This is a genomic window from Anabaena sp. CCY 9613 (assembly GCF_963920895.1).
Lineage (GTDB): Bacteria > Cyanobacteriota > Cyanobacteriia > Cyanobacteriales > Nostocaceae > Cyanocohniella.
Window position 1 is genome coordinate 23,880 of sequence record NZ_CAWUDE010000002.1, and the last position, 13,382, is coordinate 37,261.

General features: G+C 39.5%; 12 protein-coding genes. 5 read left to right on the top strand and 7 right to left on the bottom strand.

The features are described from left to right. Window positions 1-23: 23 nt before the first annotated feature. The 4 genes from ACM0OT_RS01980 to ACM0OT_RS01995 all read right to left on the bottom strand — a co-directional run bounded on the left by ACM0OT_RS01980 (window position 24) and on the right by ACM0OT_RS01995 (window position 4,555). Window positions 24-851 (bottom strand): carbohydrate ABC transporter permease, encoded by an 828-nt coding sequence (locus tag ACM0OT_RS01980; RefSeq protein ID WP_414562289.1) that lies wholly within the window; start codon window positions 849-851, stop codon window positions 24-26. A 575-nt stretch (window positions 852-1,426) separates the two neighbouring features. Next, window positions 1,427-1,627 (bottom strand): hypothetical protein, encoded by a 201-nt coding sequence (locus tag ACM0OT_RS01985; RefSeq protein ID WP_414562291.1) that lies wholly within the window; start codon window positions 1,625-1,627, stop codon window positions 1,427-1,429. 388 nt (window positions 1,628-2,015) lie between these two features. Next, entirely contained in the window at window positions 2,016-3,725 is a 1,710-nt protein-coding gene (gene crtO / locus ACM0OT_RS01990; protein WP_414562293.1) for a beta-carotene ketolase CrtO, read from the bottom strand. Between the two features lie 62 nt (window positions 3,726-3,787). Further along, entirely contained in the window at window positions 3,788-4,555 is a 768-nt protein-coding gene (locus tag ACM0OT_RS01995) for a DUF2993 domain-containing protein (protein WP_414562295.1), read from the bottom strand. A 482-nt stretch (window positions 4,556-5,037) separates the two neighbouring features. Between ACM0OT_RS01995 and ACM0OT_RS02000 the strand changes: the two genes are divergently transcribed. Then, window positions 5,038-5,649: a hypothetical protein gene (locus ACM0OT_RS02000; protein ID WP_414562296.1), complete on the top strand. Its 612-nt coding sequence runs from the start codon at window positions 5,038-5,040 to the stop codon at window positions 5,647-5,649. 60 nt (window positions 5,650-5,709) lie between these two features. On the opposite strand, the gene ACM0OT_RS02005 is transcribed toward ACM0OT_RS02000, so the two are convergent. The 3 genes from ACM0OT_RS02005 to ACM0OT_RS02015 all read right to left on the bottom strand — a co-directional run bounded on the left by ACM0OT_RS02005 (window position 5,710) and on the right by ACM0OT_RS02015 (window position 8,580). Continuing rightward, window positions 5,710-6,078 carry a Dethiobiotin synthetase gene (locus ACM0OT_RS02005; protein WP_414562298.1) on the bottom strand — a complete coding sequence of 123 codons (369 nt, stop codon included), beginning with the start codon at window positions 6,076-6,078 and terminating at the stop codon, window positions 5,710-5,712. Between the two features lie 126 nt (window positions 6,079-6,204). Continuing rightward, window positions 6,205-7,734, bottom strand: a complete 1,530-nt coding sequence (gene crtD / locus ACM0OT_RS02010; RefSeq protein WP_414562300.1) for a C-3',4' desaturase CrtD — start codon at window positions 7,732-7,734, stop codon at window positions 6,205-6,207. A gap of 177 nt (window positions 7,735-7,911) precedes the next feature. After that, window positions 7,912-8,580 (bottom strand): hypothetical protein, encoded by a 669-nt coding sequence (locus ACM0OT_RS02015; RefSeq protein WP_414562302.1) that lies wholly within the window; start codon window positions 8,578-8,580, stop codon window positions 7,912-7,914. Between the two features lie 946 nt (window positions 8,581-9,526). Here ACM0OT_RS02015 and ACM0OT_RS02020 point away from each other — a divergent pair. The 4 genes from ACM0OT_RS02020 to tatC all read left to right on the top strand — a co-directional run bounded on the left by ACM0OT_RS02020 (window position 9,527) and on the right by tatC (window position 13,326). Further along, window positions 9,527-10,798: a M16 family metallopeptidase gene (locus ACM0OT_RS02020; protein WP_414562304.1), complete on the top strand. Its 1,272-nt coding sequence runs from the start codon at window positions 9,527-9,529 to the stop codon at window positions 10,796-10,798. 98 nt (window positions 10,799-10,896) lie between these two features. Then, window positions 10,897-11,760, top strand: a complete 864-nt coding sequence (locus ACM0OT_RS02025; RefSeq protein WP_414562306.1) for a fructosamine kinase family protein — start codon at window positions 10,897-10,899, stop codon at window positions 11,758-11,760. 48 nt (window positions 11,761-11,808) lie between these two features. Continuing rightward, window positions 11,809-12,420, top strand: a complete 612-nt coding sequence (locus tag ACM0OT_RS02030) for a 2OG-Fe(II) oxygenase (protein WP_414546001.1) — start codon at window positions 11,809-11,811, stop codon at window positions 12,418-12,420. Between the two features lie 111 nt (window positions 12,421-12,531). Next, window positions 12,532-13,326: a twin-arginine translocase subunit TatC gene (tatC, locus tag ACM0OT_RS02035; RefSeq protein WP_414546002.1), complete on the top strand. Its 795-nt coding sequence runs from the start codon at window positions 12,532-12,534 to the stop codon at window positions 13,324-13,326. The last annotated feature ends 56 nt before the right edge of the window (window positions 13,327-13,382 follow it).

The window sequence follows — 13,382 nt, forward strand, 5'->3', positions numbered from 1 at the left end:
CCTCATAAGCTGGCAATTTCTCTTTAACCCTTGACCCCGCTACCAGTTTCTGTAGGTACAATGTAGCGCTGTAAAAATAAAAATAATAACAGTACTGGAGCAATAGAAATTATCGAGCCAGCCGCTACTAAACGCCAATCTAGAGAAAATGTACCTGCCAATTTTGCTACTCCCAAAGGTAGGGTATATAAGCTTTCATCTTGGATGACAATTAAAGGCCAAAGAAAGTCGCTCCAAGCACCAATGAAGACGAAAATAGCTAAGGTTACCAATGCCGGGCGAATTGCTGGTATCATCACAAACCACCATAAACCTAACTCAGAACTGCCATCCATGCGGGCGGCTTCTTCTAATTCTTTGGGTACACCCATAAAAGCTTGCCGCAGTAAAAAAATGCCGAAAGCAGAGGCTAAACTGGGAAAAATGATACCAAGATAAGTGTTTCGCAACCCTAGCTGGACTGTCAAAATATACAAGGGAATCATCACGATTTGAAACGGAATCATAATCGTGGCGACAATGGCCATAAAAATCGAGTCTCGTCCGACAAATGACAATCTAGCTAAGGGGTAAGCCGCTAAAGCACAAAAGAATAAATTTAAGCCTACTGTCAATATTGCTACTAAGGTACTGTTATATAAGTACTGGGCAAAAGGTAGAGATTGCCAAACCCGCACAAAGTTATTCAGTGTGGGTTCACTAGGTAATAACTGCGGTGGTGACTGTAAAATATTTTCTGTGGGCGATTTTAAGGCTGTACTGATGAGCCACAGTAAAGGAAATAATGTCAACAAGGCGATCGCAGCTAATAAAGCGTAGATTAAGATAGTTTTTAGCCGGGAATTTCGCATTTTCGTTAAATATTTTTCTGAGCTAGGACTGGTAAGGTAATAATAAACCCTGTACCTGCACGCAGTATGGAGTTAACGGCAATTGTGCCACGATACTTTTCGATGATCATCTGTAGGGCGATCGCCTCAATAATTAAACGCTGATTAAACGCTGATCATCGACTAATATTAATACACACTTTTACACCCCAGTGTCCTCTTTTTTTCCTGGGCTTACCTCTTAAGGGAACTGGCGTATTTTTAAATGCCGGGGTTGACTGACCTTAAAATTAGACAAGCAAGCTTCCAAATAAGGGCAGTCTTCACACTTCACCTCTTTCCCTGGATTAGCACAACCACAGGGAGGATTGATGAAACATTCGGCAGGTTCACGGGGAGCAGAATACTTTTTAAGTATCAAATTTAAAGCTGCTTCTTGTAGACAAAAAATGATATCTTGAACCATAAACAATATCTAAAATAAATTAGTTGTGAAATGATTAATAATTAGCTGATATATGTAAAAAATTAAAAATTAATAATCAATCAAAATTACCTAAAACTCTCTATATTTTTAATATACATGATGTCAAAATTTAAACGATAGACCACCGATTCCAGGCTGAAATTTTATCTTCTACTATAAATTCTCTTTTTTCAGAGTTGGCAGTTTCGGCAACTAAAACTTTTAAAGTTACAATTTGTATATTATTAATTACTTTATGACCGTAACCAATAACTTTACCTAAATGCCCTGTTTGTTGATTTAGTACGTAGTCACCAATGGTGAATATCATGGCATTATCAAAACAACTCGGTAAATATATACATAATTATTTGTACGTTTTCATTCTCTATAAGCTAATCAAGAAAAACCTCACACTTGGACTATGTTTTCTTTCTACCTTAAGTAATAGTTTTTTTTAAAGATTTTATTACTTTGGATATATATAGGAATCCGGTTTGATTTCTGAAACAGTCCAGTAGGGTGCGTTAGCGATAGCGTAACGCACCCTAAAATACTAATTCTGGTAAACCCGCCCACCTCGCTGGCTCCCCTTAAAAAAGCGGAATTAGAATCAAAGTCACCCTTTTTCTCAGCCGAAGGCGCATCCCCGACGGGATTTGGGGGGATCTTCGGAAATTTTTGCACCTATCATTGAGAATTCCTCGAAATTAGTTAAATTAACTAATTCCAAATACTGACTCTACAGTTGATTTAATGGAATCCCTTGCATCTCTAAAACCTTGAGCAATGGGATGTTTAGCCTGCAAAAATACACGCGCACAATTACGTCCTGGCATTCCGGAAATTGAACCACCTGGATGTGTCCCCGCACCAGTCAAAAATAGATTTTCAATTGGTGTTTTGTAATTAGCTAATTCTGGTAAAGGACGGAAAAACACCATTTGATCTAATGTCATATCAACGTGGTAGTAGTTTCCTTTGTATGCGCCTAATCTTTCTCCCAATTCGGCGGGACTTTCTACACGACGGGCGATAGTTGCTGTTTTTACATTCGGGGAATAATCTGCTAATTTATCAATCACCCTGTCTGCAACTTTGTTTTTTAATTCATCTGTCCAACCCGTACCTTTTAAACCTGTGCCTTCTGCACCCGCTATTTGATAAGGAGCAAAAAACTCAATCCATACGGTATGTTTGCCTGGTGGGGCTAAACTTGGATCAAGGGCGCTAGGTATGACCACATACATTGACGGGTCTGAATCGGGGATTTCACCCAAGGTACATTTACTATGGGCTTGTTCAACGTGAAGAACAGAATCGGCAATCAAAATAGACCCAGTAAGATATTCATCTTTGTGTTCGTGGTGTGGAAAATGCAGAGGTTCATCTAATGCTAAATCTATTTTGAGAATAGTTTCATTATTATTAACAATGCGGCGTTCTAATCTTTCCCATAAATCTGGGTCTGCTGCATCGATATCACTTTTATCAGTCATTTGCAAAAATAACCGCTTGGCATCGATATTAGAAATTACACCGTACTTAGCACGATATTCGCTACCACCAGCTACTCTTACACCTGCTGCTTTACCATCATCAATTAAGACCTTTTCTACATGCTGGTCTGTGAGAATTACGCCACCTTTACTTGTGACCAAATTCACCAAGGCTTGTACCAGTGCGCCAGTTCCACCGCGGGGTCTGGCCATACCAGGGTTATGACGCATGGCCATCATAATTGCACCAATGGCGATGGTTTTTTGCGACGGTGGCGCACCGAGTTCTGCTGCTAGCCTTGCTAGTGGTGCTTTAAGAAATTCTGAATCAAACCACTCGTTGAGTAAATCTTCAGCGCTGGTCAACATGTTACGCACAAAGTCGAGGGTTTTATTTGGGGAACCAATGACTGAATATAAATCTTTCAGTTTTTTAACATCATAATTGCCAAAAATATCTACAACTGACTTTGGTGGTGCATTAAACATGGGAATCATCGCACCCAAAGCTCGTTGCCAATAGTCTGTAAATTCTGCATATTTTTGAGCATCTCTTTCACTATAACGGGCAATTTCTGCACAAGTTTTTTCCAGTGATTTATGTGCTAAGAAATATTTGCCGTCAGGATGAGGACAAAAAACAACTGGGTCACAATACAAATATTCTAACCCGTATTTTTCCAGTTCTAATTCTTCAACAACGGGTCCCAAATGAATAAATTCATGGTCAATGGCACACAAATTAAATTTAAACCCTGGTGCAGTTTCTGGTAAACATTCTTCAGTAGTAGCAGCACCTCCGGGAACTGAACGTTTTTCTAATAGCAGGACACTATACCCAGCTTTTAGCAAATAAGCGGCGCAAACTAGACCGTTATGTCCCGCCCCAATAATGACAACATCGTACTCTTGCATATTTTGAAGTTGCAATAAATAGATTATTTAATACTATTGTAAATGGTTGTAATTAATATTAATATCATATTTGAGAATTATTTAATATTGTTAATTATTTCAATTTGTGATTCCGATATTTGCTTGACATTACTTTCTATTAAAAGGATCACACTTGCCTCTAAAACTTGCATATCGATGATTCTAAATGCTATATCTTCCCACTTAAAATATGGTAAATCTTCTAGTTCTTTGACTTTTTGGATGAATGCTAAAATTAGTTCTACAGAAATTCCCTCTCCTTCAGTGCAGGTGACACTTTCTAGCATTATAGGTTGAGAATTTGTTCTGGGGTGAAGAATTACTGTTGCACCTAAGAGGTGAGTATTTGTTGGGAATTTTATTAATAGTTTTGCATTCAATCCTATTCTGCCGTTTCCAGGTAAAAATAATTCAATGTGTTGCGGGTCAAAACTGATAATTTCGCCATCTATATCTAAGTTAAAATTTTGTGCCAAGCTGCGCGTATATTCTGAAGTCAAGGCGCGGTTAATATCCGCTGTGGTGAGTACAATACGAGCAATGGCATTAACTGGTTCATTTAGTTCAATTTGACCAAAAATAGCACCTAAGGGATTGATCGCAATACTATCTGTTTCCAGTTGTATTTCTTGCACGCGAATATTTGGTTGGATTACCAATCCTTGACCTGCAACGGAAACCCCATCAGCTTGTCCCTGAACGATTTGCAAGATATCAGTTTGTATATCTACATCAATTTTTTCAGATCCATCTAGTTTTTGAGATAGCCTGCGTTTAGCTTCTTGCGATAGTAATTGTTCTTCTAAGTTTTGTTTGTCACTCATGAATTATTAATTTACTGCATCCTATTACTGGTTAATTTAAACGCTGGACACTCTTGAGCGTATCTACAGGAAGATATATGCAAATATGAGTAGATTCAAAATAAAATAACCAATAGTTCCAATTTTTGCAATTTTGTATAGCGCGGTCTCAGAAACCAGACTGTAATTAGCAGGCTACAAAACATTAATTTTTCATGATATCGAGCAAAATAAATGTTTATTATAAGTAGAAATACGTGATTACGAAAATTCTAAATTTGACGTTGATATATTTTGCTTAATTGCTGATAAGAACCGAAAAATCCTACGTTCCGGTATTTTATGTAAGGTGATTGCGGTATATACATAACTAGTTGAAAATTTTTTATACGCCTTAATGGTTAAAAAGTGCTTGTTACCCGATGAAATAATCTTCCGGGAAAACGGGAAAACTATGGTTACCCCCGAATGGGGAAATTTCCATGTAAGTCCCCAATAGGAACATGCTCAAAAAATCTCTATTTAATCGTTTGATTTTGCCTTTTTCTCTAGTTCCCTGGCTGTGCGTGGGAATATTGTTTGACTCCAAAGCTGATGCGTTACCAGGCTACAGTACAGAAGAAGTAACTACCTGGATTAAAGCACATCCTACACTCCGCCCTAGACCTGGCGAGAAATTGTTTATCCAAAAAAGTGATACTGCTGCTCAACGATTCACTTTTCAAGCATCTGTGTTACCTCCGGGTAGGGTGGCATTAACTCAAGACCGGAGCCGGATTCGCAATGAACGCTTGACAATGTATGATGCCATTAACGGTATGACTTTTCAGCGTCTCCAGGAATCTTTGCGGGTGATTTATGGCTTGGATATCTATCAAGACTTTAATCGCGCTCAAATAGTATACGAATATCCTAACCAGAGTGCCATTAACTCGGCTCGTATGGCTAGAACGCCTATTAGGGAAGCTTTACGAGGGGAATTACGTGTAGGCGATCGCTATGTCTATTGGCTGGAAATTGCCCAACCCCAAGGAGGTAAAGCTTTCACAGGTCAGATGACGGTTTTACTCAAAGCTGACCTTGATAAGTTGGAATCTGAATTGCGAACTCGTTAAATAGTTGGCGTTTGCTGTGGGTTCGGCTGAACCCAGCCTGCGGCAAGTCGCCAATTCACCTTATAATCCTCCTAATCCCATAGGAGAAGGGGTTTGCCAAACACCAGAAAAGATGCTTTCTGTAGCTAAAGAAATTCTGAGTAAATCTTCCTTCAATAGAGGTGGCCAATCAACTCCTGCTTTGCGCCCAGCAACAAATATCTGTTGCGCCTTGACACCTAGCTGATAAAGAGCAAAAGCTAATTCTCGATCGAGATTAGGTGCATTTTTTATAGATTCAAACACCACCTTCAACGCTAACAAAATCGAAGTTATCTGACCGGGTACTGGTGGTTTTCCCAGTTTCATTCGCATTAATAAAGCATCTGGGTTTTCCTCAGTTGTTAATGTCTGGGCTACGAGGAGTTTGCGAGCTGTTTCGTAATTCATGTATCCAGCTTATCTTAGTTGATAGCACAGCAAGAGTACCTACATCCAAATTACTATGAGGATGTCACTTACAGTGTTTTTCGGTTAGAGGTTAGAGGTTAGAGGCTAGGGACTAGAAGAATATACTCATTTATATATGTGCGAAGATTCTGCTTCTATTTGTCTGACAACTGTTAATGCTGAATAACTGACTCCAGCGGTACCTTCTCCTGGGTGGGTAGAGTCACCCACTAACCACAAATGCTTGATGGGTGTACGATTGGCAAAGCCAAAGGGGCCAAAGGTGGGTATTCTTTGACCTATACCGCCGACGATACCGCGATCGCGGGCTGTGTAATGAGCAAAGCTCCGGGGTGTGGCGGCTTCTATATGAATGATGGTTTCTGGTTTTAAATAAAAATATTGTGAAAGACGAGCGATCGCATCTTCTGTATACTTCTGTTTGAGTCTTTGATAATTGTCGGTAGACCACCACGGGACAGGATCGACAAAGGTTGAAGCAATAATTGTCGCCTTCCCCTCTGGTGCGCGTCCATCTCCCGGATGGCTAACGGAAACAAACAAAGAATTATTCTCGCCTATGGGGCCATTGGCATTATACATAAATTGTAGGTGTGGTGGACAATCCAATGGTATGGCGCTGGCATCTACACCCAAATACACTACAAATGCACCCGATGCTTGGGGTAATTTTTCCACACGATTTTTATACCCAGATGGTGCTTTTTCGCCCAATAGTTGCACTAAGTTCTGCACTGTGACGTTAGCAACTATATGATCTACAACTTCTGTCGAGACTTCCCCTGTTTGCTGATTTTGGATAACCACAGCATGGGCTTTGTTTTTTTCTACTTTGATCTGTTCTACAGTGTGGCGCATGAATAACTTACCGCCATCTTGTTCTAAGGATGCAACCAGGCGATCGCTTAGTACTTGCATACTACCTTGGAGGTGAAATAACCCTTGGGGTAATTGTGAGACACTCAACGCCGTTGCAGCGTAAAGTAATGCTGTTTCTTCGGCGTTAACTTGGGAATACAGTTTTAATTGCAAATCTAAAAACGTCCTCAGGCGATAATCATTACCTAGTCCGTAAAATTTTAAAGCATCGCCAACTGTAAATAAGGTGTAAGGTACAGTAATTAATGTACTGGGGCGCACCGCCTGAGTCAGCTGCCACAAATCCCATAAATTACGCGGTGGTAGCACCGGATCACGTCCTTGGAATTGCCAACTAGCCTCAAATAACACCGCCATCATTTGCCAAAACGGTTCACTACCGGGAAATTGGCGTTGGCGTTCCTCTCGCCATTTCTTGGGGTCACGCCAAACATTAATCGGTGTACTTTCCCCAGGTAAATACACCGCACAAGCCGGGTCACAAGGTGTGGCTTCAGGTAAATCTATGGCTAATTCTGAGAATATGCGGTGATGAATCCCCCCTGGTTCTAATCCTGCTACCTGAGTTGCACCGACATCAAAGGTAAATCCGCGGCGTTTAAATGTAGAAGCACAACCCCCCGGAACCAGGGCTTGGTCAAGAACTAAAACGCTGTAACCCCGATGGGCTAACAACGCCGCAGCCGTCAGTCCGCCTATCCCCGCACCGATGACAGCAACACGGGGTTTGGTTTTGTGAGTAGAAATATTGGACATTAATAATAAATTTTACAATTCTTAACATTACTACTCATAATCTTACCAAAAAAAAGCTGAGTCAGAAATGAGGAAACGAAACTCTACTCAGCACTCTTGAACTTAAGTTTTTGGGCTGTTGAAAATTTCCAAATAAAAGCCTTTTGGCTTCCACGCAGCAGTGCTAGCCGATGGCTTCTATTTTTCATTAGCAGAGGATAAACGAACTATGCTACGTAGTTCTCGCAGACATAACCTTGTAAAATAAATAAGCCAAAGACTAATACCTATTAGTTTTGATATATCTTCTAGTTTATTATTAAATTCGTTACGAGAGATTGCATCAAGCAGCAGTGAGAATGCCAAAAATCCTACAGCAGCAGATAAAATAACAAACTCAGTTTTTTTGACAAATTTCCTGGTTTTTACCGCAAAAAATATAGTAATTAATGCATAAAATAGATAAATTAAATTTTCGGGAATACCCATTTGAGGAAAAACTTCATCATGCAATAAGAATAAATCGTCGAGCATTATGAAAGTTGTGAACAATCCTGAAGATAATAAAAACTTAGATGATTCCCTATAGCGATTATTTTGTTTTACTACTGCATAACTCAACAGACAAATTGCCGCACAAGAACACCACAATAATATACCAATATTTGAAAAAAAACCTGTGTAGAAAGGTGCATTAGTAATTGATAATGGATCTCTTGTTAACAAATCCATCGTATCATTTACCACTGATTTAAAAATTAGAACAATTAAACTAAATGGTATAACAGTTGCTAAAAATGTGAAAATAACAATTTTAAGTTGCTCTGGGAAATTTGTTTGGCTAGAAGGAATTAAATTTTTTATCATGATCATCTCCAAATTTATTTTCTTTATGTATCCAAAAAATTTGTTTAAATAGGCATATTTTTACCTTGATGGAACATTACTAAATTACACAGACTGACTAAAATACCTGATAAATAGATAAGAATTAACTCAAAAACTAATGATTGAGGTTAAAAAGATTATTTTTGTTAACTTAACTGTTGCTTGGTGAACCACAGTGATACTAGAAGCTGAAATTTAGCAAAGCTTTAGATTAAGATACAGTTAAATAAAAATGCTAGCTAATAAAATTACAACTTCAGTTTCTTGAAAAATTCCCTGGTTTTTACAGCAAGAAATAAGCAACCTAACATGTAAAATAGATAAACTAACTTTTCGGAAATACCTAATTGATGAAAAATATTTCCATGAAGCAAAAATAAATCATCGATCATCAGGAAAGTTGTGAACAATCCTGGAAATAATAAAAAGTTTGCTTGTTTAAATTGGCATGATTTTACCTTGATGAAAAATTATCAAATTACACAGACTGACTAAAATGTTGATAAATATAAACTTAATTAACACTAGAAAATATCTCAAACATTAGTTTGGGTAAACAAATTATTTTTTTAATTAAATGTTGCTTGTTTAACCAGAATTATACTAGACACTGATTCAGCGAAGCCTTTAAGTTAAGCTAAGATTAAGTAAAGTTTAATTAATGATTATGGTTGCATACATATCAAAAAGAATCAAGATTTTCATGTCTTGCTTTACGTAATTTTTCATAAATGCTGCCTTCTTTATCAAAATTACGTAAAATAATAGATAAATAGACAAATGCTATCGTGCTTTTTTATACAAAAATATGCGTTGATAATTATCTTAAACAAACTCTCAATTCCTGTAGTTAACCAGATCAAGATGCTGTTGGAATTGGTAGATAAGATGAAAGAGTAACAAAGCTTTTTACTCCCTACTACCCATGGCCTCAACCTTACTAAAATTTCCGCGGATTAATGCTCCAACGCTACACAAATTACCTAATGGTTTAACCATAGTAGCGGAGCAAATGCCAGTGGAAGCTGTGAATCTCAGCTTGTGGATCAATGTTGGCTCGGCGGTAGAATCTGATGCTATTAACGGGATGGCTCACTTTTTAGAGCATATGATTTTTAAAGGAACAGAGCGATTAGCTAGCGGTGAATTTGAACGTCAAATTGAAGAGCGGGGTGCTGTTACTAATGCTGCCACTAGCCAAGACTATACTCATTACTATATAACCACTGCTCCCAAGGATTTTGCCGAGCTAGCGCCACTACAAATAGATGTAGTATTTAATCCCAGTATTCCTGATGATGCCTTTGAACGGGAACGTTTAGTAGTTTTAGAAGAAATTCGACGTTCTGAGGATAATCCCCGGCGGCGGACATTTAGAAGAGCGATGGAGACAGCGTTTGAAAAGTTACCTTATCGCCGTGCGGTGTTGGGGCCAGAAGAGGTAATTTCCCAACTCAAAGCTCAACAAATGCGTGATTTTCATGCTAATTGGTATCAACCCCAGTCAATTACGGCGGTAGCTGTGGGTAATTTACCTGTGGAAGAATTAATTGCAACTGTGGCTGAAGGTTTTAATAGTCAACAATTAACAGTTAACAGTCACCAGGTAGAGGTTAATCCTGAACCTGCGTTTACAGAAATTGTCCGGCGAGAATTTATTGATGAAAGTCTTCAGCAAGCACGGATAGTTATGGTGTGGAGGGTTCCAGGGTTGGGGCAATTAGATGATATTTATGGTTTAGATGTTTTAGCAGGAATTTTAGGACATGGACGCACATCAAGATTTGTGCGGGATTTGCGCGAAGAACGGGGATTAGTCACTTCCATTGCTGTGAGCAATATGAGTAATCTACTGCAAGGGACATTTTATATTTCCGCTAAATGTGAAGTAGAAAATTTATCAGCCGTCGAAGAAGCGATCACCCAACATATCCGGACACTACAAACAGAGTTAATCTCAGAAAAAGAAATTGCGCGTGTGCGGCGACGGGTAGCCAACAGATTTATATTTGGTAACGAAACCCCAGGCGATCGCGCTGGTTTATATGGTTACTATCAATCGATGATTGGAGACTTAGAACCTGCATTTAACTACCCAAATCATATTCAAAGTCAAGAAGCAACAGATTTACTCTTAGCTGCAAATCAGTACCTATGTCCAGAAGCTTATGGTGTAGTTGTGCTGAAACCATATTAAATTAGGGAGTGGTGAGTAGGGGATAAGAAGCAGAGGTGCAGGGTGTAAAAAGTTAGCCTGACTTTCCCTACTCCCTATTCCCTACTCCCAATTTAAAGATGTGGACTGAAATTGATACTCATATCAGCCAAGTAACTGGCGAAAAATTTCAAACTCAGCACAAGCGTAGTGTCAGTGGTGGGTGTATTAACCAAGGTTATGCTATCTCTGATGGTGAGCAGACTTATTTTGTCAAGCTCAATCAAGCATCTCAAGTGGCGATGTTTGAAGCTGAGGCGCTGGGCTTAGAAGAAATGCTAGCGACAAATAGCATTCGTGTTCCCAAAGCGATTTGCTGGGGTACATCTGGTAATTCTGGCTATATCGTCTTGGAATGGCTAGAAATGGGAGGTAGTAATAGCAAATCTTCCCCAGAAATGGGACGTCAACTAGCGGCGATGCACAAAGCTACTAGCAGCAAAGGTTTTGGTTGGAAAATTAACAATACAATTGGTTCCACACCCCAAATTAATACCTGGACAGCAGACTGGGGAGAATTTTATGCACAACATCGCCTGAGTTATCAATTTCAGTTAGCCAGACGACGAGGGGGTAGTTTTCCCAAACAAGATAAATTACTGGCGGCTATTCCTGAATTACTAGCCGGTCATGACGTGCAACCATCCTTAGTGCATGGTGATTTGTGGGGTGGGAATGCTGGGTGTACTGTTGCGGGAGAACCTGTGATATTTGATCCTGCAACTTATTTTGGCGATAGAGAAGTAGATATCGCCATGACAGAATTATTTGGTGGGTTTCCCGCTGGGTTTTACCAAGGTTATAACGAGGTGTTTGCTTTAGATGCAGGTTATGAGCAAAGAAAAACACTGTATAACTTGTATCACATACTCAATCACTTCAATTTATTTGGTGGTGGTTATGCTTCCCAAGCTAACCGGATGATTGACCAAATTTTGCGATGAATTTCCACTGTAATTAACAACTTATCATATATTTCTCTCACATCCCCAGTGAAACACTATCAACAACAACTCAACGCCTTCCCCGGCGACTACCTGAACAACTTGTGGGGAGAAATCCAGGCTTGTCCTTACTTTGCTGTCAATAACCTCAACCGTGATTTTGTCGGGACTAAAGGCTTTTCTGTTGTCTTCAAGCGATCGCACATCCCCACAGTAGAACACAAATTCCCTTACTTCAAGCCATATCTAGATTTAGCTCTCCAACCAAGTTGTAATGCTTTTTACCTTAATCCCTTACAACTTCAGGAAGGTTCCCGTGTCGATCCTCATATAGATCGCTCCTTGCGTTCCTACTGCAAAACCATCGAACCACCTATGTTTGTCAGTGTCCTTTATGTGCGCTTACCAGAGAATATGGAGGGCGGAGAACTGGTACTCAAGTCGCACAAACGCCAACTGGGACAAATTAAACCACAGGTAAATACTTTGCTTTACTTCCAAGGTGATTTAACGCACTCAGTTAATGCAGTAAAAACACTAGGAAATCGTTTGAGCTTAGTTTGTGAACAATATAGTTTGAGTGAAGCCGAACTGGCAGAGATACCAGAGTTTACCATTGAGTCAAGAATTGCTCACTCCACCGTAAAAAAACGCAATTGACATCCTCCCTCAAATTGAGTTCGGGGATTCTAGGCTCAAACTGCAATACACTTGGGGTCTTACCAGCAAAAAGATAAAATAGTTAACAAATGTTGCCTGTTGAGCTGACTAATGACACCCTCACAAGATGTAAACGCTGTAACTAGTCCTGACATTGACCAGGAGGACTACGACAACTCAGAACTAGATCCTCTCAGTGAGTTGCCAGATGAAGTCGAAATGTCTCTTTTCGACCACCTAGAAGAATTGCGACAGCGGATTTTTTATTCTCTGATTGCTGTTGTCATATTTGTTGTGGGCTGTTTCATCGCTGTCAAACCAATTGTCCAGCTACTAGAAGTCCCAGCCCAGGGTGTAAAATTTCTGCAACTTGCTCCTGGAGAATATTTCTTTGTTTCTATCAAAGTAGCAGGCTATAGTGGCTTGGTACTTTCGAGTCCCTTTATTCTTTATCAAATTATCCAATTCATTCTCCCAGGACTAACTCGCCGTGAACGCCGCTTGTTAGGGCCTGTGGTTTTCGGTTCTAGTATCTTGTTTGCTGCTGGTTTAATATTTGCTTACTTGCTTCTGATTCCAGCAGCTTTAAATTTTTTCATTAGTTATGGTACAGATGTTGTCGAACAACTGTGGTCAATTGACAAATATTTTGAATTTGTGCTGCTGCTGTTATTTAGCACTGGCCTAGCATTTCAAATTCCCATCATCCAATTGTTGCTTGGTAATTTGGGAATTGTTTCATCGGAAAAAATGATTGCCGGCTGGCGTTATGTGATTATCGGCGCAGTTGTGCTAGGTGCTGTCCTCACGCCTTCTACTGACCCCCTAACCCAAAGTCTTTTAGCAGGTGCAGTATTAGGACTTTACTTCGGTGGTATTGGTCTAGTTAAGCTCACAGGGAAATGACACAATTAAGATTCTCCCGACTGTAACAATTTAGCTCAGGCTGGGTTTGCACAAGG

Excerpts from the sequence above, each read along its gene's own strand:
- ACM0OT_RS01980 (WP_414562289.1), bottom strand. The coding sequence starts at position 851 with ATGCGAAATTCCCGGCTAAAAACTATCTTAATCTACGCTTTATTAGCT.
- ACM0OT_RS01985 (WP_414562291.1), bottom strand. The coding sequence starts at position 1,627 with ATGATATTCACCATTGGTGACTACGTACTAAATCAACAAACAGGGCAT.
- ACM0OT_RS01995 (WP_414562295.1), bottom strand. The coding sequence starts at position 4,555 with ATGAGTGACAAACAAAACTTAGAAGAACAATTACTATCGCAAGAAGCT.
- ACM0OT_RS02000 (WP_414562296.1), top strand. The coding sequence starts at position 5,038 with ATGCTCAAAAAATCTCTATTTAATCGTTTGATTTTGCCTTTTTCTCTA.
- ACM0OT_RS02005 (WP_414562298.1), bottom strand. The coding sequence starts at position 6,078 with ATGAATTACGAAACAGCTCGCAAACTCCTCGTAGCCCAGACATTAACA.
- crtD (WP_414562300.1), bottom strand. The coding sequence starts at position 7,734 with ATGTCCAATATTTCTACTCACAAAACCAAACCCCGTGTTGCTGTCATC.
- ACM0OT_RS02015 (WP_414562302.1), bottom strand. The coding sequence starts at position 8,580 with ATGATAAAAAATTTAATTCCTTCTAGCCAAACAAATTTCCCAGAGCAA.
- ACM0OT_RS02020 (WP_414562304.1), top strand. The coding sequence starts at position 9,527 with ATGGCCTCAACCTTACTAAAATTTCCGCGGATTAATGCTCCAACGCTA.
- ACM0OT_RS02025 (WP_414562306.1), top strand. The coding sequence starts at position 10,897 with ATGTGGACTGAAATTGATACTCATATCAGCCAAGTAACTGGCGAAAAA.
- tatC (WP_414546002.1), top strand. The coding sequence starts at position 12,532 with ATGACACCCTCACAAGATGTAAACGCTGTAACTAGTCCTGACATTGAC.